General features: G+C 68.2%; 27 protein-coding genes and 1 tRNA gene. 6 read left to right on the top strand and 22 right to left on the bottom strand.

Annotated elements, in window-relative coordinates:
* Positions 1-67: 67 nt before the first annotated feature.
* The 3 genes from OU996_RS14085 to OU996_RS14075 form a co-directional block, all read right to left on the bottom strand.
* Positions 68-646 carry a NuoB/complex I 20 kDa subunit family protein gene (locus tag OU996_RS14085; RefSeq protein WP_267582236.1) on the bottom strand — a complete coding sequence of 193 codons (579 nt, stop codon included), beginning with the start codon at positions 644-646 and terminating at the stop codon, positions 68-70.
* Positions 637-1,002: an NADH-quinone oxidoreductase subunit A gene (locus OU996_RS14080; RefSeq protein WP_267582235.1), complete on the bottom strand. Its 366-nt coding sequence runs from the start codon at positions 1,000-1,002 to the stop codon at positions 637-639. The genes OU996_RS14085 and OU996_RS14080 overlap by 10 nt, the downstream gene beginning before the upstream one ends.
* Positions 1,003-1,466: 464 nt before the next feature.
* Positions 1,467-1,805: a DUF1488 family protein gene (locus tag OU996_RS14075; RefSeq protein WP_267582234.1), complete on the bottom strand. Its 339-nt coding sequence runs from the start codon at positions 1,803-1,805 to the stop codon at positions 1,467-1,469.
* A gap of 314 nt (positions 1,806-2,119) precedes the next feature.
* On the opposite strand from OU996_RS14075, the gene OU996_RS14070 reads away from it, so the two are divergent.
* Positions 2,120-2,299: a hypothetical protein gene (locus tag OU996_RS14070; protein ID WP_267582233.1), complete on the top strand. Its 180-nt coding sequence runs from the start codon at positions 2,120-2,122 to the stop codon at positions 2,297-2,299.
* 145 nt (positions 2,300-2,444) lie between these two features.
* Here the strand turns inward: OU996_RS14070 and OU996_RS14065 are convergent.
* A tRNA-Asp gene (locus OU996_RS14065) sits at positions 2,445-2,521 on the bottom strand.
* A gap of 130 nt (positions 2,522-2,651) precedes the next feature.
* Positions 2,652-3,764: an AI-2E family transporter gene (locus tag OU996_RS14060; protein ID WP_267582232.1), complete on the bottom strand. Its 1,113-nt coding sequence runs from the start codon at positions 3,762-3,764 to the stop codon at positions 2,652-2,654.
* 212 nt (positions 3,765-3,976) lie between these two features.
* Here OU996_RS14060 and OU996_RS14055 point away from each other — a divergent pair, with 212 nt between their 5' ends.
* The 4 genes from OU996_RS14055 (at position 3,977) to OU996_RS14040 (ending at position 7,833) form a co-directional block, all read left to right on the top strand.
* Positions 3,977-5,401: a mannose-1-phosphate guanylyltransferase/mannose-6-phosphate isomerase gene (locus tag OU996_RS14055; RefSeq protein WP_267582231.1), complete on the top strand. Its 1,425-nt coding sequence runs from the start codon at positions 3,977-3,979 to the stop codon at positions 5,399-5,401.
* Between the two features lie 154 nt (positions 5,402-5,555).
* Positions 5,556-6,566, top strand: a complete 1,011-nt coding sequence (locus tag OU996_RS14050; RefSeq protein ID WP_267582230.1) for a KpsF/GutQ family sugar-phosphate isomerase — start codon at positions 5,556-5,558, stop codon at positions 6,564-6,566.
* A gap of 29 nt (positions 6,567-6,595) precedes the next feature.
* Positions 6,596-7,444, top strand: coding sequence for a 3-deoxy-8-phosphooctulonate synthase (gene kdsA, locus OU996_RS14045; protein ID WP_267582229.1), 849 nt, complete (start codon positions 6,596-6,598; stop codon positions 7,442-7,444).
* Complete coding sequence (locus OU996_RS14040; protein WP_267582228.1) at positions 7,444-7,833, top strand: hypothetical protein; 390 nt, start codon at positions 7,444-7,446, stop codon at positions 7,831-7,833. Before kdsA ends, OU996_RS14040 begins: the two co-directional genes overlap by 1 nt.
* A gap of 80 nt (positions 7,834-7,913) precedes the next feature.
* On the opposite strand, the gene OU996_RS14035 is transcribed toward OU996_RS14040, so the two are convergent.
* The 6 genes from OU996_RS14035 to yajC all read right to left on the bottom strand — a co-directional run bounded on the left by OU996_RS14035 (position 7,914) and on the right by yajC (position 13,757).
* Entirely contained in the window at positions 7,914-9,413 is a 1,500-nt protein-coding gene (locus tag OU996_RS14035; RefSeq protein WP_267582227.1) for a phosphomannomutase/phosphoglucomutase, read from the bottom strand.
* 90 nt (positions 9,414-9,503) lie between these two features.
* Positions 9,504-10,355 carry a phytoene/squalene synthase family protein gene (locus OU996_RS14030; protein WP_267582226.1) on the bottom strand — a complete coding sequence of 284 codons (852 nt, stop codon included), beginning with the start codon at positions 10,353-10,355 and terminating at the stop codon, positions 9,504-9,506.
* An 18-nt stretch (positions 10,356-10,373) separates the two neighbouring features.
* Complete coding sequence (locus OU996_RS14025) at positions 10,374-10,751, bottom strand: Mth938-like domain-containing protein (RefSeq protein ID WP_267582225.1); 378 nt, start codon at positions 10,749-10,751, stop codon at positions 10,374-10,376.
* Positions 10,752-10,789: 38 nt separating this feature from the next.
* Entirely contained in the window at positions 10,790-11,758 is a 969-nt protein-coding gene (gene secF, locus OU996_RS14020) for a protein translocase subunit SecF (protein WP_267582224.1), read from the bottom strand.
* A gap of 14 nt (positions 11,759-11,772) precedes the next feature.
* Positions 11,773-13,371 carry a protein translocase subunit SecD gene (secD, locus tag OU996_RS14015; RefSeq protein WP_267582223.1) on the bottom strand — a complete coding sequence of 533 codons (1,599 nt, stop codon included), beginning with the start codon at positions 13,369-13,371 and terminating at the stop codon, positions 11,773-11,775.
* Positions 13,372-13,418: 47 nt separating this feature from the next.
* On the bottom strand, positions 13,419-13,757 hold the full coding sequence (yajC, locus tag OU996_RS14010; RefSeq protein ID WP_267582222.1) for a preprotein translocase subunit YajC: 339 nt from the start codon (positions 13,755-13,757) through the stop codon (positions 13,419-13,421).
* Positions 13,758-13,995: 238 nt separating this feature from the next.
* Between yajC and OU996_RS14005 the strand changes: the two genes are divergently transcribed.
* Positions 13,996-14,907: an ATP-binding protein gene (locus tag OU996_RS14005; protein ID WP_267582221.1), complete on the top strand. Its 912-nt coding sequence runs from the start codon at positions 13,996-13,998 to the stop codon at positions 14,905-14,907.
* A 75-nt stretch (positions 14,908-14,982) separates the two neighbouring features.
* Here the strand turns inward: OU996_RS14005 and OU996_RS14000 are convergent, their stop codons facing one another.
* From OU996_RS14000 to nagZ, 11 genes are all read right to left on the bottom strand, one after another.
* Complete coding sequence (locus OU996_RS14000) at positions 14,983-16,230, bottom strand: peptidoglycan DD-metalloendopeptidase family protein (RefSeq protein WP_267582220.1); 1,248 nt, start codon at positions 16,228-16,230, stop codon at positions 14,983-14,985.
* A gap of 114 nt (positions 16,231-16,344) precedes the next feature.
* Positions 16,345-16,998 (bottom strand): protein-L-isoaspartate(D-aspartate) O-methyltransferase, encoded by a 654-nt coding sequence (locus OU996_RS13995; RefSeq protein WP_267582219.1) that lies wholly within the window; start codon positions 16,996-16,998, stop codon positions 16,345-16,347.
* Complete coding sequence (gene surE, locus OU996_RS13990; protein WP_267582218.1) at positions 16,995-17,762, bottom strand: 5'/3'-nucleotidase SurE; 768 nt, start codon at positions 17,760-17,762, stop codon at positions 16,995-16,997. The genes OU996_RS13995 and surE overlap by 4 nt, the downstream gene beginning before the upstream one ends.
* A 222-nt stretch (positions 17,763-17,984) precedes the next feature.
* Positions 17,985-19,388 (bottom strand): serine--tRNA ligase, encoded by a 1,404-nt coding sequence (serS, locus tag OU996_RS13985; RefSeq protein WP_267582217.1) that lies wholly within the window; start codon positions 19,386-19,388, stop codon positions 17,985-17,987.
* A gap of 126 nt (positions 19,389-19,514) precedes the next feature.
* Positions 19,515-20,309, bottom strand: a complete 795-nt coding sequence (tatC, locus tag OU996_RS13980) for a twin-arginine translocase subunit TatC (RefSeq protein WP_267582216.1) — start codon at positions 20,307-20,309, stop codon at positions 19,515-19,517.
* On the bottom strand, positions 20,306-21,220 hold the full coding sequence (gene tatB, locus OU996_RS13975) for a Sec-independent protein translocase protein TatB (protein ID WP_267582215.1): 915 nt from the start codon (positions 21,218-21,220) through the stop codon (positions 20,306-20,308). The genes tatC and tatB overlap by 4 nt, the downstream gene beginning before the upstream one ends.
* A gap of 59 nt (positions 21,221-21,279) precedes the next feature.
* The gene (locus OU996_RS13970) at positions 21,280-21,504 is read right to left on the bottom strand and encodes a twin-arginine translocase TatA/TatE family subunit (protein ID WP_267582214.1); all 225 of its coding nucleotides are present in this window, start codon (positions 21,502-21,504) and stop codon (positions 21,280-21,282) included.
* Between the two features lie 66 nt (positions 21,505-21,570).
* The gene (locus OU996_RS13965) at positions 21,571-22,662 is read right to left on the bottom strand and encodes an ABC transporter ATP-binding protein (protein WP_420712634.1); all 1,092 of its coding nucleotides are present in this window, start codon (positions 22,660-22,662) and stop codon (positions 21,571-21,573) included.
* A gap of 30 nt (positions 22,663-22,692) precedes the next feature.
* The gene (gene scpB, locus OU996_RS13960) at positions 22,693-23,400 is read right to left on the bottom strand and encodes an SMC-Scp complex subunit ScpB (protein ID WP_267582213.1); all 708 of its coding nucleotides are present in this window, start codon (positions 23,398-23,400) and stop codon (positions 22,693-22,695) included.
* The gene (locus OU996_RS13955; protein WP_267582212.1) at positions 23,397-24,200 is read right to left on the bottom strand and encodes a segregation and condensation protein A; all 804 of its coding nucleotides are present in this window, start codon (positions 24,198-24,200) and stop codon (positions 23,397-23,399) included. The genes scpB and OU996_RS13955 overlap by 4 nt, the downstream gene beginning before the upstream one ends.
* A gap of 18 nt (positions 24,201-24,218) precedes the next feature.
* Positions 24,219-25,247, bottom strand: coding sequence for a beta-N-acetylhexosaminidase (gene nagZ / locus OU996_RS13950; protein ID WP_267582211.1), 1,029 nt, complete (start codon positions 25,245-25,247; stop codon positions 24,219-24,221).
* Positions 25,248-25,257 lie beyond the last annotated feature (10 nt).

Below are 25,257 nucleotides of genomic sequence, written 5' to 3'. Positions count from 1 at the left end.
GTGACCGGCTTATTGATTGAGACAGACGTTGGCAGGGGGCCGGCGCGGGAGCGTCGGCCCGGAAGGATCAGCGTTCGATGGTGCCGGTGCGGCGGATCTTCTTCTGCAGCAGCAGCACACCGTAGAGCAGGGCTTCCGCGGTGGGCGGGCAGCCCGGAATGTAGATGTCCACCGGTACGACGCGGTCGCAGCCGCGGACCACCGAGTAGGAATAGTGGTAGTAGCCGCCGCCATTGGCGCAGGAGCCCATGGAGATGACGTAGCGCGGCTCCGGCATCTGGTCGTAGACCTTGCGCAGGGCCGGGGCCATCTTGTTGGTCAGCGTGCCGGCGACGATCATGACGTCCGACTGGCGCGGCGAGGCGCGCGGCGCGAAGCCGAACCGCTCCACGTCGTAGCGCGGCATCGAGGTCTGCATCATCTCGACCGCGCAGCAGGCGAGGCCGAAGGTCATCCACATCAGCGAGCCGGTACGCGCCCAGTTGATGAGATCATCCGTCGCGGTGACCAGGAAGCCCTTGTCGGCCAGCTCCGCATTGACCTCGACGAAGAACGGGTCCGTGGCGCCGACCGGCTTGCCGGTGTTCGGGTCGATGATGCCCTTGGGCGCCGGAGCGACCAGCGGGCTATTCGCGCTCAATCCCATTCGAGCGCCCCCTTCTTCCACTCGTAAACGAAACCGACGGTCAGCACGCCGAGGAATGTCATCATCGACCAGAAGCCGAGATTGCCCAGTTCCCCGAAGGTGATGGCCCAGGGGAACAGGAAGGCGACCTCGAGGTCGAAGATGATGAACAGGATCGACACCAGATAGAACCGGACGTCGAACTTCATGCGCGCATCGTCGAACGCGTTGAAGCCGCATTCATAGGCCGACATCTTTTCCGGGTCCGGCCGGCTGAAGGCCACCAGGAACGGCGCGACCAGAAGGGCGACACCGATCACCGCTGAAACGCCGATGAAAATGACGACGGGCAGATAATCCTGCAGCAGGCTGCTCATGGACGGCACCCTTCCCGGTCAGCATACGTCGTCGGACGTACCATCGCAGTTGCGAAATATTCAAAGCACGCGGCAGGCTTATCGCACCGCCCTAGGCGAGGCAAGGGCAACGATGCGCCTTCTTCGCTGGCTGGTATACAGAATTCACAGCTTGAGAGCGAGCCGGGCTCGGGTCACGCTTTGGCGACTGAAAAAGATCAGGAATTTGAGATCTTAGAGGCATTTGACCACCGGCTCATGACGCGACGATCTGCCCCGCGTGCGTTGCAGGTCAGGCCGGGCTCCACACCCCAATAGGGGCTGGCGCTGCGAGAGTCGGAGCGTGGAAAAGGCCTCCCGACGACAGGCGCGATGCAAGCTTCGTGCAAGCCTGGAGCCGACGGTGACCGGTTGAAGGGCCCATTGCCGGTGCAGCGGCGGAGAAGGCCCGGCGCGCCAAGGAGCGGAGCGCCGGGCGGCAGGTATCAAACCGACGGCGCGTTCAGCACGTCGTCGGCGTCGATGCGAAGTGGCGCGGCGCGGCTGGATTCGGACCCATCATTCATCTTGCGCAGGGCCGCGGCCTCGATGCCCATGCGGTGCTGGGCAAAACGCGCCAGTCGGTCGGCGGCGCTGTCGGCCGCTCCCCCCTCCAGCGCATCAAGCGCCGCCCAGCTTACCTGGCATTCGATGAGGTCATGATCGCCGCGCAGATGGAAGCGGATGGCGCGTGCCTCGGGCATGTCGTCCGGCGGCATGGCGGAGTGCGGCTTGCTGATATCGAGCGCCTCATTGGTCGGCGCAGCGGAGCGTTGATCGGTCATCGGGGTTCTCCTCGTGTCGGGGCTAACCGCCTAATCGCCGAGAAGTTCGCGCGAGGTACTGGAAGACCGGGGGGAGTGCGCCAGATTCGCCACGCACATTCCGCCGCGAATCTTGGTGAGTAAGAGAGGCCATTGAATGGACGCGGCGCTGGCGTTCATCCTCGTCGTGGCGTCGGGCGTCGCCCTCATCGCCGGCGGCCTCGTCCTGCACTTTCGCGCCCCGCTGCTGGTCGGGAAGGGGGAACCTCGTCCCGTCGAGCGGAACGGATCGCGCAGCCCGGCATTGACCTCCATACCATCCGCAGGAGGCCCTCATGATCATCGCCGACCAGCACGACCCGAAAGCGGCCGCGTCCAAGCCGGGCGACACCCGCCGCGACGCCAAGAAGAATGAACCTACCCGCACGGGCAACGCCCGCAGCGCCCTGCCCCATGCCGGTGAGACGATCGGTGAGGAAAGCGGCACCGACAGCAAGACGCCGCCCAAGGGCTGACCATACCGGACGCGCCATCGCGCAGATCAACGGGCATCGCCGGCAAACGCTGGCGGTGCCGAAATCGCTGACCATGCCGACAAAGGAAATTGCCCAGCCCGTAGCGTCAGATTGTCATTCAGGGAGAGGTCGACGCTCTGGTGAGTGGCGGGAGTGACGGGGCTCGAACCCGCGACCTCCGGCGTGACAGGCCGGCGCTCTAACCAACTGAGCTACACCCCCAACGACCGGCCGATGTTTTGGCCCCGCGTCGAGTGGGGCGGGTGTTAAGGCAGGCCCCGGCGGGTGTCAAGCGGTGCGGTGGTCATCCACAGGGGGATAATCCACAGCCCCGCCCTTCATGGTCCCTCCCCTATCCCGGCAGTTGCGGCCGGCGCTTGGCGAATGCGCTGTCCATAAGAGCCATCGCCGCGATCAGCAGCGGCACGGACAGGAACGTCCCGGCGGGGCCCCAGAGCCAGGTCCAGAGTGCCATGGAGAGAAACACCGCGAAGGGATTGAGCGAGACGCGCCGCCCGACGATGAGCGGCGTCAGAAGCTGCCCCTCCACGCTGGTAATGGTCAGGAACGCCGCCGCCGGCAGCAGGCCATGCACGACCGTCGGGAACGTCACAATGCCCGCCAAGGCGAGGATCATCGTCATGACGGCCGGGCCGACATAGGGAATGTAGTTGAGCAGGCAGGCCAGCGCGCCCCACAGCGGCGGATTGGGCAGGCCCAAGCCCCAGGTGACGAAGCCGGTGGCAATCCCAAGGCCGATATTGATGAAGGTGGCGGTCACCAGATAGGCGCCTAGCCGCTCCTCGATCTCGCGGAACACACGCAGCGCGGCGAGGCGCGTGGTGCGCGGCCCCATCGCCTGCACCACCCGCCGCTTGATCTGGATCCGGCCGGCCAGGAAGAACAGCAGCGAACCGACGAAGAGGATGAACTGGCCGATGACGGGCGTGACCAGCCCCAGCGCGCTTTCCAGCATGCGGGAATCGGCAATCGCCACCTTCATTGGCGGTTCCGCGACCCGCCCGAGCGATTCGATCGATTCGACGAAGCTGGCGATGCTGCGCATCATCGGCTGGAAGCTGGCGAAACGATCCTGAAGGATGCCGCCGATCTCCGGCCCGCGCGCCGTCCATTCCGCCAGCGGCGTCGCCAGCATGACGGCAAGGCCATAGATGCCGGCCACCATCAGCGCCACCAGGAAGATCGAACCGACGGGCGTGGGAATGCCCCGCCGCCCCATCGCCTCGATGGCCGGACCGATCACGCTGCCGATGATGACGGCGGCGACGATCGGCACCAGGACCGGGCGGGCCACCACGAGGCTCACGCCCACGGCCACCATGGCGGTGGCGATCATCGCGACCTCCGTCGCCCGCCGCCACAGGCGATCGGTACGCTCCTTCGCAGCCGGCGCGCCGGCAATGGCGGCCGGCCGCCCGCCCGCCTCTTCCGTCCCGCGCAACATGTCCATCATCCTCGCCCCACCCGGCGGCGTGCTGCCGCGAGCGGGAAACGTGCAGGAACACCGCCGGTTCCCCTGCGTGTCTTCCACCCTGAACATGGGGGTCCGCGTAGACAAATCCGGCATTTCAGGCATTCTGCACTGCACAAGGGCGGGGGCCTGCCCGTGAATTGCGGCACGGGTTGCCAACTCTCCCCGTGAGGAGAATTTTCTAAATGCTAAGTCCTGCTTCCATCGTACCCGTGATCCTCGCCGGCGGCTCGGGGACGCGGCTCTGGCCGGTATCCCGCGACAGTCTGCCGAAGCAGTTCCAGTCGCTCTACGGCACCAATACGCTGTATCAGGACACCCTGAAGCGCGTGTCCGACCGGTCGCTGTTCAGCGCGCCGATCGTGCTGACGCATGAGGATTTCCGCTTCTTCGCGCGCCGCCAGGCGCAGGACATCGGCCTTGAGGCCACCGTCGTGCTGGAGCCGACGCGCCGTGATTCGGGCCCGGCGCTGCTCGCCGCCGCCATGGTCGCCCAGCGCCTCGCCGGCGAAGGCTGCCTCGTCCTGGCGCTCGCCGCCGACCATGTGGTGCTCGACAACGCACTGTTCGTCGATGCCTGCCGCGCTGCGGCACGGGCGGCCAGCGACGGCCACATCGTCACCTTCGGCATCACCCCCACCGAGCCGAGCACCGCCTATGGCTATATCCGCCCCGGCGCCACCACGGGCACGGGCGAAGCCTCCAAGGTGGAGGCCTTCGTGGAGAAGCCCGACATCACCACGGCGGCGCGCTACCTCACCGAGGGGTATCTCTGGAACTCCGGCAACTTCCTGTTCCCGGCCAGCCTGCTGATCGAGGAGGCCGAGCGTTTCGAGCCCGAGATCGTCGCGGCGGTGCGCGAGGCGGTGGAGCTCTCGATCGAGGATCTCGGCTTCATCCGGCTCGACGCCAAGGCGTTTGCCGACTCGCCCTCCAAGTCCATCGACTATGCGGTGATGGAGAAGACCACCCGCGCCGCCGTCGTCGAAGGCAAGTTCCGCTGGTCCGACATCGGCAGTTGGGACGCGCTACGCGCGCTGGAGCCGGGCGATGCCGCCGGCAATGTCACGCACGGCCCGGTGACGCTGCTCGATTCGACCAACAACTACATCCACACCGACGGCCCGCTGGTCGCCACGGTCGGCGTCGACAACCTCGCCGTGGTCGCGACCGAAGATGCGGTGCTGGTTATGCCTGCCTCGCGCGCGCAGGACGTGAAGGCGCTGGTCAGCAAGCTCAAGAGCGACCGCCACAACGCCGCCAGCGAGCATCTGAAGGCACACCGGCCCTGGGGCACCTACCAGACCATCTGCCGCGGCGAGCGCTTCCATGTGAAGAAGATCGTCGTCGAGCCGGGCGGGCGCCTCTCGCTGCAGAAGCACTATCACCGCGCCGAGCACTGGATCGTGGTGAAGGGCACCGCCGAAGTGACGCTCGACGGCCGGGTGTTCGAGGTGCGCGAGAACGAATCGACCTACCTGCCGCTCGGCGGCGTCCATCGCCTCGCCAACCCCGGCAAGATCCCGCTGGAGCTGATCGAGGTGCAGACCGGTTCCTATCTCGGCGAGGACGACATCGTCCGCCTGGAAGACGTCTACAACCGCAGCTGAGGCTGACGGCCGGCGGCGCGTCCGCCGGCCCCTCCCGGCCCCCTCCATTGCATCGACGGGCAAGGGCGCTTATTCAGCCCTGCCGTGGCGTCGAGCCGCCGGCACCGACCGGCGGCATTGCCGGCCGCGCGATGAAGGGAGTATCGCTGTGGGCATGGTCCAGACGGAGCCAACCCCCGCCGTTCCGACGTCCCTCCGGGACGAGCCGCTGCGCGACAGCGTCCGGCGTACCCTCGTGATCGAGGCCAGGGGCCTCGCCGCCCTGACCGAGGCCATGGATGGCGCGCTGGGCGACGGTATGGAACGCGCGATCCGCGCCATCGAGGCCGCGCGCGGGCGCGTCATCGTCACCGGCATGGGCAAGAGCGGGCATATCGGCCGCAAGCTCGCCGCGACTCTCGCCTCCACCGGCACACCGTCCCTGTTCATGCACGCCGCCGAGGCGAGCCATGGCGATCTCGGCATGGTGACGCCGGACGACGTTCTGCTCGCCCTCTCCTGGTCCGGCGAGACCGCCGAGCTGAGCGACATCGTGCATTATGCGCGCCGCTTCGCGGTGCCGCTGATCGCCATCACCTGCAATGCCGAGAGCACCCTCGGGCGCGCCGCCGATGTCGTGCTGGCGCTGCCCAAGGTCGAGGAAGCCTGCCCGAACGGGCTCGCGCCCACCACCTCCACCCTGCTCCAGCTCGCCGCCGGCGACGCGCTGGCGGTCACGCTGCTGGAGCGGCGCGGCTTCTCGGCGTCCGATTTCCGCGTCTTCCACCCCGGCGGGAAGCTGGGGGCACGCCTGCTCAAGGTCGCCGACCTCATGCATGGCGAGGACAGCGTCCCGCTGGTCGCGCGCGGCACGCCGATGAGCACCGCGCTGATCGAAATCACCGGCAAGCGCTTCGGCTGCTGCGGCGTCGTCGACGCCAATGGCCGCCTCGTCGGCATCGTGACCGACGGTGACCTGCGCCGCCACATGAGCGGCGACCTGCTGAGCCATCCGGTCGAGACGGTGATGACCGCCTCCCCGCTCACCGTCGCGCCGGATGAGCTGGCCAGCGCCGCGCTGGGCCGCATGAGCCGCACACAGATCACCGTGCTCTTCGCGGTGCGCGAGGGCGTGCCGGTCGGCATCCTGCACATTCACGATCTCCTGCGCGCCGGCGTCATCTGACCCCGCCCGCCCTTCCGCGAGGACTTCCCATGAGCGGCGTTTCCGCCAATGCCATCGTCACCCTCGGCGAGGTGCGCTTCGGCAATGATCTGCCGATCGCGCTGATCGCCGGCCCGTGCCAGATGGAGAGCCGCGAGCACGCGCTGGAATGCGCCGCCGCGATCAAGGAGATCGCCACGCGCCGGGGCATCGGCGTGGTGTTCAAGACCTCCTTCGACAAGGCCAACCGCACCTCGATCAAGGGCGCGCGCGGCATGGGCATGAAGGCGGCGCTGCCGATCTTTGCCGAGATTCGCGAGCGCTACGGCATGCCGGTGCTGACCGACGTGCATGATGACGACCAGTGCGCCCCGGTGGCGGAAGTGGTCGACGTGCTGCAGATTCCCGCCTTCCTGTGCCGCCAGACCGACCTGCTCATCGCCGCCGCCGCGACCGGCAAGGTGGTGAATGTGAAGAAGGGCCAGTTCCTCGCCCCCTGGGACATGAAGAACGTGGTCGCCAAGCTCACCGATTCGGGCAACCCGAACGTGCTGGTGACCGAGCGCGGCGCCTCCTTCGGCTACAACACGCTGGTCACCGACATGCGCTCGCTTCCCATCATGGCCGAGCAGACCGGCGCGCCGGTGATCTTCGACGCCACCCACTCCGTGCAGCAGCCCGGCGGCCAGGGCACCTCCTCGGGCGGGCAGCGCGAATTCGTGCCGGTGCTGGCGCGGGCGGCGGTGGCGGTCGGCGTCGCCGGCCTGTTCATCGAGACCCACCCGGACCCGGACAAGGCGCCCTCCGACGGGCCGAACATGGTGCCGCTGAACCAGTTCGAGGCGCTGATCGCCCGGCTTCAGGCGTTTGACGCGGTGGCGAAGGGCCACGGCGCCTGATGGCGTCGTCGGACGCGGTCCTCCACGCCCCTCGCCTGCCCCGCTGGATCGAGACGCTGGCGCGCCTCGGCGCGCTCGCCTGCCTCATCGCGCTGCCGCTGCTCTCGCTGCTGCCCGCCGACGTGGTCGAGCGCACCGGGGCGGGCAAGAATCTCGAACACGCCATCGCCTATGCCGGCACGGGCCTGCTGCTGACGCTCGGCATCGCCGCGCCGCGCCACCGGCTGATCGCCACGCTGCTTCTGATCGCGCTCGCCGCCACGCTGGAGAGCGCGCAGGGCTTCACCGCCACCCGAAGCGCGGAGCTGGCGCAGTTCATCGCCGGCTCGCTCGGCGCCCTGATCGGCCTCGTTGCCGGCTCGCTCGCGCGACACCCGCTCGCTCGCTGACCTTTGAAAACAACAACGCCGCGGCGGCCCAAGGGCCCCGCGGCGTTGTCTGTTGTGTCAGCCGCCGGAGCGGCCGCCCATCAGAGGCTCTGGTTATAGGCGCCGACTTCCGGGTGGGTGCGCAGCACGCCGTCCACCAGCTTGAACATGTCGTACATGCGGGCCTCGGAGACCGGGCTCTCGACCACCACGACCAGCTCCGGCTTGTTGGAGGAGGCGCGCACCAGACCCCAGGAACCGTCTTCCGCCGTCACGCGCACGCCATTGACGGTGACGATGTCGCGGATCGCCTGGCCGTCGATCGTGCCGCCGCTGGCGGCCAGATCCTCGAAATGCTTCACCACGGCGGCAACCACGCCGTACTTCTTCTCGTCCGCGCAATGCGGCGACATGGTCGGCGAGGACCAGGTCTTGGGCAGCGCGTCGCGCAGCGCCGACAGCTTCTTGCCGGGGTTGCGGTCGAGCATGTCGAGAATGGCGATGGCCGAGACGAGCCCGTCATCATAGCCGCGCCCGATCGGCTTGTTGAAGAAGTAGTGGCCGGACTTCTCGAAGCCGACCAGCGCGCCGCTCTCGTTGACACGGCGCTTCATGTAGGAATGGCCGGTCTTCCAGTAGTCGGTCTTGGCGCCATTGGCGATCAGCACCGGGTCGGTAACGAACAGGCCGGTGGACTTCACATCCACCACGAACTGCGCTTCCGGGTAGATGGCGGAGAGGTCGCGGGCGAGCATGACACCCACCTTGTCGGCGAAGATCTCCTCGCCATGGTCGTCGACCACGCCACAGCGGTCGCCGTCGCCGTCGAAGCCGAGACCGACATCCGCACCGGAGGCGAGCACCGCATCGCGCATGGCGTGCAGCATCTCCATGTCTTCCGGGTTCGGGTTGTACTTCGGGAAGCTGTGGTCGAGCTCAGTGTCGAGCGGCACCACCTCGACGCCCAGCGCCTCCAGAATGCGGGGCGCGAACGCGCCGGCCGTGCCGTTGCCGCAGGCGACCACGGCCTTGATCTTGTTCTTCAGCTTCGGCCGGTCGGTGAGATCCTTGATGTAGATCTCCGGGAAATTCTCGACATAGACGTAGCTGCCGCCTTCGCGCGGCTTGCCGGCCCCGCTGAGCACGATTTCCTTGAGCCGGCTCATCTCGTCCGGGCCGAAGGTCATCGGGCGGTTCACGCCCATCTTCACGCCGGTCCAGCCATTGTCATTATGCGAGGCGGTGACCATGGCGACGCAGGGGATATCGAGCGCGAACTGGGCAAAATAGGCCATGGGCGACAGGGCAAGGCCGATATCGTGGACCTTGATGCCCGCCGCCATCAGGCCGAGCGTCAGCGCCTGCTTGATCGAGGAGGAATAGCCACGGAAATCATGGCCCGTCACCACCTCGGGCCGGATCCCCATCTCGTGGATCAGCGTGCCGAGGCCGAGGCCAAGCGCTTGCACCCCCATGAGGTTGAGCTCGCTGCCGAAAAGCCAGCGCGCATCATATTCGCGAAAGCCCGTCGGCTTGACGAGCGGCACGGTCTCATAGGCGTAGGTGTTGGGCTTGAGCGAAGCCTGGGGCAACGGAAACATCGGCACTCCTGTCTCAGAGGCGGGAAAGGTGCAGTTTAGTCACAGGAACCGCTAGCATGATTCATGCCCGGCCGGCCAAACGGCCAGAGCTTACAGCGCGCGGCGCAGGGCGCCCGCCCCTCTCCACAGGCGCCAGATGCGCATCATAGGCGGCATTGCCGGCACTTCTGTGAAGGGGTCATGCGCCCGTTCCATGCGCTTCAGATCGCCGGGCACCAGCACCAGAGGCAGGAAGGCCGGCAGAAGCGCCGGATCGGTGCCGGCAAGGCTCGCCAGCGCCCGTTCGTAATGCTTGAGCGCCAGGGCGCGCAGATCGCCCAGCGCCGCCCTCAGCGCCGGCGTGGCGGTGCCCGACACCGCGTCATCCCGGCCAAGGCCATGGGCGGCGAGGATATCGAGCGGCACATAGCACTGGCCGCGCCGGGCGTGGAACGGAAACGCCCGCAACAGGCCGGTCACGGCATAGGCCACGCCCGCATGGCCGGCCGCATCGGCCGAGCGCCGGTCGGCGGTGCCGGTGAGAATGATGCCGGCGAGACGGATCAGGGCGGAGGATGTCTCCCCCGCATAGCCTTCGAGGTCGTTCACCGACGGCATCGGGTCGTCATAGAGATCGAAGATGCGGGCATCGAGCAGGGCGAAGAAGGTCTCGCGCGGCAGATGGTGGCGCTCGACAGCCTCCAGCAGCGCGCCCGCCACCGGGTTCGCCCGCACATCACCGCGCGCCTCGCCGATCAGCGCGTCGCTCCACCATTGCAGGCGTACCTCACCGGCCATCGGGTTGCTGATCGCCTCGCGCACGCGGGCGACCTCGATGTTGAAGGCGTGCAGGGCGAACAGCGCGCCGCGCAGCTCGGCCGGCGCGAACAGGTCGGCGATGTAGCGGTCGCGGTCGAAACCGCGCACCAGCGCCGCGCAATAATCGGTGTTCGTCTCGCTCATGCGCCCCCGCGGCCGTCGTCAGGGCAGCGCGAGGAGCGCCGCCGCCACCGGCCGCCCCTCGGCCAGCAGCACGTTATAGGTCGAGGCCGCCGCGCGCGTCGGCATGGCATCGACGGAAATGCCGACATCGCGCAACTGCCAGCGCAGCGCATCCGGGATCGCCCAGGGATCAAGCCCGGTGCCGATCAGCAGGAGCTGGATGGCGCCGGCCTGCTCCAGCACGGGCCGCAGCGCGGCCACGTCGATCTCGGTGGTCACGCGCGGCCCCCAGGCATGGATGCCGGAGGGCAGCGCGAGGATGGAGCCGGCCGAGGCCATGCCGGCGAAGTGGAACCCGCCACCGCCATAACCGTCGATCGGCACCTGCTGCGGCAGATGGGCATCGGCCTTGGCCATAAGGGTCTCCCTGCGCGGCGCTGCCCGATGAAGACGCCTCAGGGCGCGAGGCGTTCCGCCTTGGAGTTCGCGGCGTTCTGCGCGTCCTTCTCGGCCTTCTCCGCCAGCGCGCGGGTCGACACGCCGAGATAGATCAGCAGCGGCGAGGCGATGAAGATCGAGGTGTAGGTGCCGACCAGCACCACGCCGAACATCATGGTGATGGAGAAGCTATGGATCGCCCGGCCGCCGAACAGCACCAGCGCGAGCAGCGCCAGTGTCACGGTGACATGGGTGATGACCGAGCGCGACAGGGTGGAATTGATCGACTGGTTCAGCAGCTCGTCCGTCGGCATCTTCTTGTAGCGCCGCAGCATTTCACGGATGCGGTCATAGATGACGATGGTGTCGTTCAGCGAGTAGCCGAGAATGGTCAGCAGCGCGGCGACGCTGGTCAGATCGAAGTCGATCTGGAAGATCGCCATGAAGCCGATGGTCAGCACGATGTCGTGGAAATTGGCGATGGAGGCGCCCAGCGCGAACTGCCACTCGAAGCGGAACCACAGGTAGATCAGGATGCAGAGCACGGCGAGCATCAGGCCGACGATGCCGTAGCTGAGCAGTTCCTGCGACACGCGCGGGCCCACCACCTCGACGCGGCGATACTCCACGCCCTCGCCGAGCGCGGCGCGCACCTTGCCGACCACAGCCTGCTGGGCCGCCTCGCCGCCCGGCTGCTGGGCGACGCGGATCAGCACCTCGCCATCATTGCCGATTTCCTGGATCTGCACCTCGCCAAGCTCGAGCGACTCGAGCTTGGCGCGCACATCGCCAATGTTCAGCGTGCTGTTGGGGTAGCGCACCTCAAGCAGCGTGCCGCCCTTGAAGTCGATGCCGAAATTCAGCCCGACAGTCATGAAAGCGACCAGCGCCACGATCGACAGGATCGCCGAGATCGGGAAGCTGATGCGCCGGAAGCGCATGAAGTCGAATTTGGTATCGTCAGGGACGATGCGGAGCAGACGCATGACTTTCGACTTTCTCAGATCGGCACGCGCTGGGGACGGCGCCAGCGCACCCACATCGCCACCATCAGGCGGGTCAGGGTGAACGCCGTGAACACGGTGGTCATGATGCCGATGCCAAAGGTGATGGCAAAGCCACGCACCGGGCCCGAGCCGATATAGAACAGCACCGCCGCCGCGATGAAGGTGGTGATGTTCGAATCAAGAATAGTCGCCAGCGCGCGCGAGAAGCCCGCGTCGATGGCGGAGATCGCCGACCGGCCCGCCCGTGCTTCCTCGCGGATGCGCTCATAGATCAGCACGTTCGAGTCTACCGCGATGCCGACGGTCAGCACCACGCCGGCAATGCCGGGTAGCGTCAGCGTCGCGCCGAGCATGGCGAGGATGCCAAAGATCATGCCGACATTGATGGCGACCGCGATCACCGCCACCACGCCGAACAGGCCATAGGTGGCGACCATGAACAGTGCGACGGCGCCCGCACCGACCAGCGAGGCGATGACGCCCGCACGGATCGAGTCGGCACCGAGGCCCGGGCCGACCGTGCGCTCTTCCACCACCTGCAGTGGCACCGGCAGGGCGCCGGCGCGCAGCAGGATGGCGAGATCGTTCGCCTGCTGGACGCTGAAGCTGCCGCTGATCTGGCCCGAGCCGCCAAGGATCGGCTCGCGGATGACCGGGGCCGAGATCACCTTGTTGTCGAGGATGATCGCGAAGGGCCGGCCGACATTGGCCTGCGTCGCCTCGGCGAAGCGGCGCGCGCCATTGGTGTTGAAGCGGAAGGTGACGACCGGCTCGCGCGTCGTCGGATCGAAGCTCGGCTGGGCGTCGGTGAGATCCTCGCCGGCGACGAGCACGCGCTGCTCGATGAGATAGGGCACCGGCGGCTGGTCTTCCGAATAGAGCACGTCCGTGCCCGCCGGAGGACGGCCCTGCAGCGCCTGCTGCGCGCTCATCGAAGTGTCGACGAGGCGGAAGGTCAGCTTGGCGGTCTGGCCGAGCAGCGCCTTCAGGCGCGAGGGATCCTGAAGGCCGGGCACCTGCACCTGGATGCGGTCGGCACCCTGCCGCTGGATCGACGGCTCGGTGGTGCCGAGCTGGTCGATACGCTTGCGGATGATCTCGATGGACTGCGACACCGCCTGGATCGTGCGGGACTGGATGCCCGCCGAGGTCGGGGTGATCGTGATGATATCGCCCGAGCGCGACACGTCCATATCCATCTGCCCGGTCGTCGCCATCGCGCCGCCCAGAGGCTGCGCGAGGGCACGAAGCTGGGTCAGCGCCGCGTCGGCGTCCTGCCCCTCGCGGATGCGGATCTGCACGCTGTCGCCCTGGATGGCGAGGCCGCTATAGCCGACCTTGGCATCGCGCAGCACGCGACGGGCATCGTCGCGGAGCTGTTCGAGCCGGCCCTTGCGCAGTTCGTTCGCGTCGACCTGGAGGACGATGTAGGAACCGCCCTGCAGATCGAGGCCGAGGACGATCTTGCGCTGGAGGATACGCGGCAGGCTGTCATAGGCGGCCGGCGGCAGCAGGCTCGGCACGATCATCAGGCAGATGATCGTCGAGAACACCGCAATCGCCAGTGCCTTCCATTTCGAGAAATAGAGCATGTCGTTCTTTCCGGCCGCCCCTCAGGAACGCCCGCAAGAGGTAAGCGTCAGGCGGCGCTGTCTTCCTTGGCGGGCTCGCCCTTGGCGCGCACGTCGGAGATCAGGGCACGAAGCTGGCGGACCTTCACGCCATCGGCGAGCTGCAGCTCGATTTCGGTGTCGTCCACCACGCGGGAGACCTTGCCGATGAGGCCACCGGTGGTCACCACCGTGTCGCCACGGCGGATATTCTTCACCAGCTCCTGATGCGCCTTCACCTTCTTCTGCTGCGGACGCAGGATGAGGAAGTACATGATGACGAAAATCAGCACGAACGGCAGCAGCGACATCAGCATGTCGGTACCGCCCGGAGCGGCGCCCTGCGCGAAGGCGGGAGTGATGAACATGTCGGTTCCTTGTCCGTCGAAGAGTGGCGGGCGGAAGGCCCGGCGGAAGCGGCGCGGACTATACTGAGGCGCCTGCCGATTGCAAACGGCGCGGGCGCCCGTCCCGGTCACGGATGGGACAGCATCCACGGCCCATGAGTCCCGCGCGATGTGTCCTGCGTCCCGCGCGATGTGTCCCGCGCCCCGCGCTTGTCCTCGCCGGGCCGGCTGGCTATTCCGGGCGGACAAGGAGCCCGCCATGACCCACGCTTCCGACGCCGCCGCCCCGCCCGATCTCGGCCCGCTGCTCGTGCGCATCGCTGAGGCACTGGAACGCCTTGCCCCGGTGCCGGCCGCGCGGGGCGACTTCGAGGCCGCCGACGCCTTTGTCTGGCAGACGGACGCCAGGCATCCCGCCCCCGTGCCGAAGGTCAGCCGGGTCGAGATGGCGCTGCTCAAGGGCATCGAGCGCACGCGCGAGCAGCTCCTCGACAACACGCTGCGCTTCGCCCGCGGCCTGCCCGCCAACAACGCCCTGCTCTGGGGCGCGCGCGGCATGGGCAAGAGCTCGCTGGTCAAGGCCGCTCATGCCAGCGTCAATGCGGTGATGGCCAGCGAGGGCAAGTCGCCGCTGAAGCTGGTGGAGATCCATCGCGAGGATATCGAATCCCTGCCCGCGCTGATGGCGCTCATGCGCCCGGCGCCGTTCCGATTCGTCGTGTTCTGCGACGATCTCTCCTTCGACGCCGACGACACCTCCTACAAGTCGCTCAAGGCGGTGCTGGAAGGCGGCATCGAGGGGCGGCCGGAGAATGTGCTGTTCTACGCCACCTCCAACCGCCGGCATCTTCTGCCGCGCGACATGATGGAGAATGAGCGCTCGACGGCGATCAATCCGGGCGAGGCGGTGGAGGAGAAGGTGTCGCTGTCCGACCGCTTCGGACTGTGGCTCGGCTTCCACAAATGCAGCCAGGACGACTATCTGGCCATGGTGGAAGGCTATGCCGCCCATTTCGCCCTGCCACTCGACGCCGACACGCTGCGGGCCGAGGCGCTGGAGTGGGCGACCACGCGCGGCGCACGTTCGGGGCGCACCGCCTGGCAATATGTTCAGGATGTCGCGGGACGGCTGGGCGTATCGTTGTCGGAACCGCCAGCCGCCCCGCGCTGACCGGCGCCGAGGTCCAAACGTCACGCCGGGTGGGGAACGGCGGAGCGCAGCGCTCCGCCGGAACGGCTCGGCGGCTCAGAGGCCGGCGAGATACTGCGACGGGTCGACCGGCTGCGAGCCCTTGCGGATCTCGAAATGCACCTGCGGCGAGGTCACATTGCCGGTCTGGCCGGCCTTGGCGATGACCTGGCCGCGCTTGACCGTATCGCCCTTCTTCACCTCCAGCTCGCTGTTATGCGCGTAGGCGGTGACGTAGCCATCAGCGTGCTTGATCAGCACGAGGTTGCCATAGCCCTTCAGCTCGCTGCCAGCATAGGCGACAACACCGTCCTCGGCGGCCTTGACCGCCGTGCCTTCCGGCACCGAGACGTTGATGCCCTCATTCTGCTGCCCGCCGGGCTTCGGCCCGAAGGTCGAGATCACCCGGCCACGGACCGGCCAGCGGAACTGCGTACCGGAGCTGGTGCGCATGTCGTCCGGCGTCTCGGCCGGCTTCACCGCGGCGATGGTCTGCGGCTTCTCGACGGCGACCGGCGCCGGGGTCGCCGGCGCACTGGCAACGGCGGCGGGCTTGGGTGCGGCGGGCGCCGCGGGGGCAACCGGCTGCGGCGCGGCGGCAACGACGGGGGTCGTTGCGGGCTTGGGCGCGGCAGCGACCGGGTTGGCGGCAGCGGCACCGGCGCCCGGAATGGTCAGAGTCCGGCCGATCTGCACCTGCGCGTTGATGTCGAGCCCATTGGCGGCGGCGAGCGTGCCGCGCGGCACGCCGTAATTGCGGGCGATGGAGCTCAGCGTCTCGCCGGGCTTCACCACATGGCTGCCGCCGCCGGCAGCGGCCATCTGCGGCGCGCGCGGCGCGGCGGCCTGCGGCGCCAGCTGCTGGGGCTGCGCGCCATAGAGCGGCTGCGTCGCCGGCACGGGCGCGGCGGCGGGATAGGAGGTCGGAGCGGCGGCGGCGACCGGGTAGTTCGGGGCGGCGCTGGCAAGCTGCTGGGGAGCGCCGTAGGGGGCGGGATAGGCCGGCGCCGACGTGGAGCCATAGGGCGCGGGATAGGGCGGCGCGGATGGCGACGCGAGCGGGGCGGCCGCAACCTGAGACCCCATCGGACCGCCCATCGGCGCCTGCTGCACGACCCCCGTGGGAGCGGCGGCGACCGAGCCGGTGTAGCTCGGCGCCCCGGCGCTTGTGGCGAACGGGCTGGCGTTCGGATCGTTGAAGCGACCCGTATCCGAGCTGCAGGCGGCAGCCGTGCCACCAAGAAGCGCGACAACCGAAAGCCGTACCAGGGAGCTGCTGCCGGAGGTCGTCAGAAAGTTACGCATCTCACCGCACCCGAACGCTAAAACTGTGAGGTCGATTAAAACCTCGTATAGGTAAACGTCGGCTTAAATCACCGCGCGTTCGGCAACCTTCGCGGCCTTTTCGGGGCAGGAGGATCAAAGCACCGTCGCGATTCCCGGCCGCATCGGCACGAAGCGGACATGGCCGAGTTCGCGCCGTTCCAGCCCGCCTGCCGTTCGGGCAAGGCGCAGCAGTATCTGGGTATCGTGCGGCGGGCCGACGGGGGCGACCAGCACCCCCTCGGGGGTCAGTTGTTCGAGGATCGCCGCCGGGATTTCCTCCACCGCCGCCGACAGCAGGATGCGGTCATAGGGCGCGCGGGCGCCATAGCCGCGCATCCCGTCGGCGATGGCCACCTCGACATTGGACAGCCCCAGCGAATCGAGCCGGCGCGCCGCCGCGTCGGCCAGCGTGCGGAAGCGCTCGACGCTCACCACCTCGCGCACGATATGGCCGAGGATCGCCGCCGCGTAGCCCGAGCCGGTGCCGACCTCCAGCACGCGATGGCCGGGGGCGAGGTCGAGCGCCTGCGCCATCAGCGCCACCACGGCGGGCTGGCTGATGGTCTGGCCGCAGTCAATGGGCAGCGCCTGGTCGGCCCAGGCGAGCGGGCGCAGGCCCGCCTCGACGAAGCGCTCGCGCGGCACGCGCTCCAGCGCGCTCATCACCGCCCGGTCGCGAATGCCGCGCTGGCGCAGCGCGAGGAGAAGCTGCGCCCGCTCCAGCGCCTCGTCGGACGCCTCCGTCATGGCCGCGCGAAGACCTGCGCGAGCTGCGTCATCATCGGCTCGTCGGTCATGTCGAAGCGCAGCGGCGTCACCGAAATGAAGCCCTCGTCCAGCGCGTGCAGGTCCGAGCCGTTCACCGTCTCGAAGATGCGCTTCTCGAAGGCGATCCAGTAATAGGGATTGCCGCGCCCGTCCGCCCGCTCGTCGATGCGCAGCAGATCCTGGTTGCGCCGGCCCTGCGCGGTGACCTTTACCCCCCTCACCTCGCCCACCGGGCGGTTGGGGAAGTTCACATTGACCACGATGCCCGGCGGGATGCCCTCCTTCAGCAGCGTGCGCACCACGTCCGGCCCGAAATGCTCGGCGACCGTGTAGGGCGGCGCCTTGCGGGTCTCGAAGCCATAGGCCTGCGACAGGGCGACGGAGGGGATGCCGAGCACCGTGCCCTCCATGGCGCCCGCCACCGTGCCGGAATAGCCGACATCCTCGGCGACGTTCTGCCCGCGATTGACGCCGGAGAGCACGAGGTCCGGCTTGTGGTCCTTGAGGATGTGGCGCACCGCCATGATGACGCAGTCGGTCGGCGTGCCCTTCACCGCGAAGCGCTTCTCCTCGATCTGCCGCAGCCGCAGCGGGTCGGAGAGCGAGAGCGAATGCGACACACCCGACTGGTCGGTCTCCGGCGCGACGATCCACACATCGTCCGAGAGCGCCCGCGCAATGTTGGCGCAGGCCTCGAGCCCCGGCGCATGGATGCCGTCGTCATTCGTGACCAGGATGCGCATCGGTCCTCCAACTCCTCTCGCCGTCATGGCCGGGCTTGTCCCGGCCATCCACGTCTTTCACGGGCGCCTGCGATCAGAAGGCGTGGATCCCCGGGCCAAGCCCGGGGATGACGGCCCTCTGGCGGGTCCGCGTCACGCGATCCCGGCTCGGCCTTCGGCCGTCCGGGATGACGCTTAGGCCCTTGGCCGTCCGGGATGACGCTGTTCGTCACCCGCCGTCGCTCACCCGCCGATCCGCGTCAGCCCGCCCATATAGGGCACCAGCACGTCCGGCACGGTCACCGAGCCGTCCTCGTTCTGGTAGGTCTCGAGGATCGCCACCAGCGCGCGGCCAACCGCGACGCCCGAGCCGTTGAGCGTGTGGACATAGCGCGGCGCCTTGGCGTCCTTCGCCCGGTAGCGCGCATTCATCCGGCGGGCCTGGAAGTCGGTGCAGGTCGAGACCGAGGAAATCTCGCGATAGGCGTTCTGGCCGGGCAGCCACACCTCGATGTCGAAGGTGCGGGCCGAGGCGAAGCCCATGTCGCCGGTGCAGAGCGTCACCACGCGGTGCGGCAGGTCGAGCTTCTTCAGCACGGCCTGCGCGCAGGCGAGGATCCGTTCCTGCTCGTCCAGCGAGGTCTCGGGCGTACAGATGGTGACCATCTCCACCTTGTTGAACTGGTGCTGGCGGATCATGCCACGCGTATCGCGCCCCGCCGAGCCGGCCTCGGCACGGAAGCAGGGGGTGAGCGCGGTAAGGCGCATCGGCAGTTCTTCCTCGGAGAGGATGGACTGCGCGACGAGATTGGTCAGCGGCACTTCGGAAGTGGGGATGAGCCAGAGGGAGTGGCTTGCTATCCGTTCAAGCTCAGCAGCCTCCTCTGCTGCCGTATCTTCGTCTATCCCCTTTGTCCCCAAGCTATGGGCACGACGAACGCCCATGTCGCGGCCGGGTGCCGTTCCGACTAAGAACTGATCCTCGCGAAACTTCGGCAGCTGCGCCGTGCCGAACATCGCCTCGTCCTTCACCAGCACCGGCGGCGCGACCTCGGTGAGGCCGTGCTCGTCGACATGGGTGTTGATGAAGAACTGGCCGATGGCACGTTCCAGCCGGGCGAGCTGGCTCTTGAGCACGACAAAGCGCGCGCCGGAGAGCTTGGCGGCGGCCTCGAAATCCATCTGGCCGAGCGCCTCGCCGATCTCGAAATGCTGCTTCGGCGTGAAGGCGTAAGAGCGCGGCGCGCCGACACGGTCGATCTCGACATTGTCGTGCTCGTCCTTGCCGTCCGGCACCACGTCGAGCGGCGCGTTCGGAATGGCGGCGAGCTGCGTGTGAAGCTCGGCCTCGACCGCCTTCACATCCTCTTCCAGCGCGGGAATATCGGTCTTCAGCGCGCCGACCTCGGCCATCAGCGCGTCGGCGCGGGCCGTGTCGCCCGCCTTCTTGGCGGCGCCGATTTCCTTGGAGGCGGCGTTGCGGCGGGCCTGAAGCTCTTCCAGCTTCACGATGCCGGCGCGGCGGCGCTCGTCGAGCGCGATCAGCCCGTCCACCAGCGCCTGCGCCTCGCTCTCGGGCGTGCCCCGGCGGGTGAGAGCGGTCACGAGGCCCTTGGGCTCCTCGCGAATCCATTTGATGTCGTGCATGGACGTCTCGCTTTCGCGTCTGATCGGCCCTGTGGCCCGTGCCGCAGGGGACTACCCAATGACGGCGCCGCCGACAAGGGCGGCGATCGCACGGGCACCGATCAAACGCGACGCGCGGGACGCCCCTTACGCCACCGAGCCCTCGGTCGCCGCCTCGCGCGCGGCGCGCCGCTTCTCGATCATCTGCACGAGGATCACCGAGATTTCGTAGAGCAGCAGGGTGGGGATAGCGAGGCCGAGCTGGCTGACCACGTCGGGCGGGGTCAGCACCGCCGCGACGACGAACACGCCGACAATCGCATAGCGGCGGAACTTCTTCAGCTGATCGGACGAGACCACGCCGATCTGCGCCAGCAGCGTCAGGATCACCGGCAGCTGGAAGCAAATGCCGAAGGCGAAAATCAGCGTCATGATGAGCGAGAGATATTCGCTCACCTGCGGCAGCATGGAGATTTCCGGCGTGCCGGGGCCGGCGGCCTGCTGCATGGAGAGGAAATAGGTCATCGCCATGGGCATGGCGACGAAATAGACGAAGGCCGCGCCGATCAGGAAGCACACCGGCGTCGCCACCAGATAGGGGCGGAAGGCGTTCTTCTCGTGGCTGTAGAGGCCGGGCGCCACGAACATGTAGATCTGCGTCGCCACCACCGGGAAGGAGATGAACGCCGCCCCGAACATGCCGAGCTTGATCTGGGTGAACAGGAATTCCTGCGGCGCCGTGTAGATCAGCTTCACATGCTCGGTGCCGCCGGCCGCGAACTCATAGGGCCAGAGCAGGATATTGTAGATGAACTTGCCCAGCATGAAGCAGGCGAAGAAGGCGATGAAAAAGGCGATCAGCGACTTGATCAGCCGCGAGCGCAGCTCGATCAGATGCTCGATCAGCGGGGCCTTGGAGGCGTCGATATCGTCCTGGCTCATGCGCCCGGCCCTTCATTGCCGGTAGAACCGGCCGGCGCCTTGGCGGCGCGAGACCGGGGCTTGGGAGACGCCTTGGCGGCGGCCGGCGGGGTATCAAGCGGCAGCTCACCGGTCGAGGCCACAACCTCGGCGGCTTTGGCGCGCACACGCGGCTTGGCGACACGCTTGGGCGCGCTTTCCGTGGAGGCTATTTCCTTGGAGGCGATTTCCTTGGGCGTGGCGGCAACCGGCGCGACCACCGGATCGGCGGCAGCGTCAGAGGCGGGAGCCGCCTTGCGGCGCGTCGCCCGCTTGGGCAGCGCCGGGCGCGGCGGAGCGTCGGCCACCGTGGAGGCCGGCGCGGCCGGCGCCGTGGTTGGGGCCTTCTCAGGCGTCACCGCGGCAGGCGCCGGTGGCTGCGCCGTCGCCGGGGCGGCAGAAGCCGACACCGGCGCGGCGGCGGCAACGGCAGCGCCGGCCGGCCCCGCAGGCTCCATCTTCTGCGTCGCGGCGCGCACCTCGTCTTCGATGGTCTCGAAGGCGTGGGTTTCCAGCTCGCTCGGCGCGGGAAGCTGCGCCTCGATGTCGGCCGCCGGCAGGTCCGTGCGCTCGACCGGGGTCGAGGTCGCCTTCATCTCGGTATCGAGATCCTGCAGCGGATTGGTCGGAAAGGCGTTGCTCAGCGTCGAGCGCGCATTGTCGGCCAGACCGGAGAGGTCGTTGCGCAGACCGCTCACGCTGTCCTTGAGGTCGGATAGCTCCGCCTCGCGCAGCGCCTCGTTGAACTGCCCCTGGAACTCGCCGGCCATGCGGCGCAGCTTGCCGACCCCCTGCCCTATCTTGCGCAGGACAGTCGGCAATTCCTTGGGCCCGATCACGACCAGAGCGACGACGCCGATCACCAGTAGTTCGGACCAGCCGATATCAAGCATATGTCAAGCCGGGGCCGCCGCAGCGGCCCTCCCCGATCAAGAACGCCCGCGAGCGGGCTTCAGCCGACCTTGGTCCGCTCGGCTTCAACGCTCGACTGGTGGTCGAGGGAACGCACCGGCTCGGCCGGCTTGGCGGGCGTCTCGTCGTCGTCCGACATGCCCTTCTTGAAGGCCTTGATGCCCTTGGCGGCGTCGCCCATCAGCTCCGACAGCTTGCCGCGGCCGAAGAGGAGGAGCACGACGACCAGCACGATGATCCAATGCCAGATGCTCAGCGAACCCATTTTACAACTCCCTGTCCGAGGCGCCGCCGGCCCCTGGTGACGACGCTTCGCAATTGTGAGCGGACACTAGGGCCCGGTTGCGGCGAAGACAAGAACTTCAGCCGCGTCGATGTGCACGCCTACGTCATGGCCACGGTGCAATCCGGCAACCGGGCGGCGGCGTGCGACCAAAGGGGTATCGAGGCCCTCGACCGCGACCTCATAGAGATCGAGCTCGCCGAGGAATCGGTGGTTGATCACCCGGCCGGGCACCCCGGTGCCGGGCGCGCGCAGATCGACCCCCTGCGGGCGGATGGCCGCGACGGCCGGACTGCCCTCGGCGAGGCCGGGTGCCGGGTAGTCGCCGAAGGGCGTGTGAATCTTGCCCTGACTGGCCACACTGTTCACCTCATTAACCTCGCTGAAGAAGCGCGCGGCGGACAGATCCGCCGGGTGGCGGTAGAGTTCTTCGGGCGTGCCGAGCTGGACGATTTCGCCCTTGCGCATCAGCGCGATCCTGTCCCCGAGCCGCATCGCCTCCTCCGGGTCATGCGTGACGATGATGCAGGTCGCGCGCGCTTCCCTAAGCACGGCAAGGGTTTGCGCGCGCACACTGCCACGCAGGCGACTGTCCAGCCCGGAGAAAGGTTCGTCCATAAGGAGAATGCCGGGGCGTGGCACAAGCGCACGGGCCAGCGCCACGCGCTGCTGCTCGCCGCCCGACAGCGCATGCGGATAATCCTGCGCATGCGCCTCCAGCCGCACCCGCGCCAAAGCCCGCAACGCCTCCGCCCTCGCATCGCCCGCACTGAGCGCCCGCAAACCGAAGGCGACGTTCTGCTCGTTGGTGAGGTGCGGGAACAGCGCATAGTCTTGAAAAACAAGGCCAATGCTGCGTTTTTCCGGCGGGACGAACACGCCCGGACCGGCCACCACCTTGCCGTCGAGCAGGATCTGGCCGGCGCTCGGCCGCTCGATGCCGGCGATGAGGCGCAGCAGCGTGGTCTTTCCACAGCCCGACGGGCCGAGCAGGCACAGGATCTCGCCGGGCTCGACGGTGAGCGAGATGCCGCGCACCGATTCCGAGGCGCCAAAGGCGTGGCGAAGCCCGTCCAGCGTCAGGCGATTGGCGAGCGAGACCGGAGTGCGGGCCTGCGCGCGGACCGGCATCTGGGACATGCGGCGCCTTTCCTCTGCGAGGAACCGCCGCTACCCCTCGTCCTCATCATCCGCCTCCGGTTCCGGGGCGAAGGAGAGGTCGAACTCGGGCTCCAGCGGATCCTCGTCGTCCTTCAGCCCGGCATCGTCACTGGGCAGGGGCACGGTTAAGCCGGCGGAGACGCGCGCGTCAATGAGCCCGGTGCCGCGCAGCTCCTCCAGACCCGGCAGATCCTGGATGCTGTCGAGCCCGAAATGCACCAGAAAGGTCTCCGTGGTGCCATAGGTAACCGGCCGGCCGGGGCTGCGCCGGCGCCCGCGCATCCGCACCCAGCCGGCGGCGAGCAGCACGTCGAGCGTGCCCTTATTGGTTGAAACGCCACGGATTTCCTCGATCTCCGCCCGCGTCACCGGCTGGTGATAGGCGATGATCGCCAGCGTCTCCAGCGCCGCGCGGGAGAGGCGGCGTGGCTCCGGCTTGTGGCGCGACAGCAGGAAGCCGAGATCGGGCGCGGTGCGCAGCATCCACTTGCCAGCGACCCGGACGAGATTGACGCCGCGCGGCGCATAATCCGCCGCCAGTTGCGCCAGCAGCGCGCGCAGGTCTGATCCCTCCGGCAGGCGGGCGGCCAGCGTCGCCTCGTCCAGCGGCTCGCCGGCAGCGAACAGCATGGCCTCCAGCAGCCGTAGCCCGAGCGCACGGTCGGGGATCAGAGGCTCGCGGTCGGGCTGCGGCACACGCGCCGCCTCCGCGCTCATGCCCCCTCCCCGCCGGTCGCGCGCGTGCGAATCCAGATCGGAGCGAAGGGCGCCTCCTGCTGCACGTCGATCAGCCCCTCGCGCACCATCTCCAGGCTCGCCGAAAAGCCGGAGGCGAGCGCGGTCGCCCGCATTTTCGGGTCCGCCATCCAGTTGAGCAGGAAACCGTCGAGCCGCGCCCATTCCCCGCCAAGCGCGAGGCGGCCGATCAACCGCTCCAGCCGCTCGCGTGCCTCGGCCAGAGACACGACGTTGCGCGGGGCGAAACGCACCTGCGACAGCGCCATCTTCTGCCGCTGCGCGCCATAGGCGGCGAGCAGTTCGTACAGCGTCGCCTCATAGGTTTGTGGCCCGCCGCGCTCCAGCGGCTCCGGCGCACCGCGTTCAAACACTTCGTGGCCGATGCGGTCGCGGGTCGCCAGATGCGCTGCCGCCGCGCGGATCTGCTCCAGCCGGCGCAGGCGTTCGGTGAGGTCGGCGGCGAGATCGGCCGCGCTCGGCCCTTCCTCTTTCGTCGGCTCGGGCAACAGCAGGCGGGATTTCAGATAGGCCAGCCAGGCGGCCATCACGAGATAGTCGGCGGCAAGTTCCAGCCGGATGCGCCGTGCCGCCTCGACGAAAGTGAGATATTGCTCGGCGAGATCGAGGATCGAGATGCGCCCGAGATCCACCTTCTGCGTCCGCGCAAGCGCCAGCAGCAAGTCGAGCGGGCCCTCGAAGCCGTCCACGTCCACGACGAGCGACGGCTCGCCCGGCGAACGGGCGTCATCCGCCTCGAAAGCGAACTGGCTTTGCTCCATGAAGTGACCGCGCTGGCGTTAGGACGCCGCGATCATAGCCGAAAATTGAACGCGCGCCTGCGTTTGTTCGATCATCGTGGGACGCGCGACCCGCTCCAACGCGGCGGCGCAACGCCGGGCGGCGTCCCCGGCGAGAACCGGAGCGTGCGCGGCGACCTCGCGCATCTCGTCGATCTTGCCATTGCAGTGGAGCACGAGGTCGCAGCCGGCAGCGAAGGAGGCTGCCGTGCGGCTGGCGAGCGAGCCGGCAAGCGCACCCATGGAGAGATCGTCGCTCATCAGCGCGCCATCGAAGCCGATGAAGCCGCGAATGATCTCGTCGATGACACGCTTCGAGGTTGTGGCCGGCGCGTCGGGGTCGATCGCGGCGTAGACCACATGGGCGGTCATGCCGAGCGGAAGATCGGCGAGCCGGCGGAACGCCTCGAAATCCGTCGCCTCCAGCTCCGCGCGCGACGTCTCGACCACTGGCAGGCTTTCATGGCTGTCGGCGCGCGCGCGGCCATGACCGGGAATGTGCTTGAGCACGGGCAGCACGCCACCCTGCATCAGCCCCTCGGCGGCGGCACGGGCGAGCACGGCAACGCGCTCGGGCGTCTCGCCATAGGCCCGGTCACCGATGATGCCGTGGCCTTCCGGCAGGCGCAGATCGGCACAGGGCACGCAGTCCACATTGATACCAAGCGCGGCAAGGTCGTCCGCCATCAGCCGCGCCCCGAGACGCGCGGCCTCCGCCCCGCGGGCTTCGCTGGCGGTGGCGGCAAGCTGGGCAAAGACATCCGCCGGGGGGTAGATCGGCCAGTGCGGCGGGCCGAGACGCTGCACGCGCCCGCCTTCCTGGTCGATCAGGATCGGCGCATCGGGCCGGTCGACGAGCGCGCGGAACGCCGCCACAAGCGCGGCAACCTGCGCGGGCGTCTCGATGTTGCGGCGAAAGAGGATGAAGCCCCAGGGATTGGTCTCGCGAAGGAAGGTCTCTTCCTCCGCCGTCAGATGCGTGCCGGCGCAGCCGGTGATAAAGGCGCGCGGCGCGGTCGTGGCGGTCATGGGACGGCTG

The organism is Ancylobacter sp. SL191 (assembly GCF_026625645.1).
Taxonomy (GTDB): Bacteria; Pseudomonadota; Alphaproteobacteria; order Rhizobiales; family Xanthobacteraceae; genus Ancylobacter.
The sequence above is the reverse complement of the archived record's forward strand: the minus strand, read 5'-3'. Positions and strand labels throughout refer to the sequence as shown.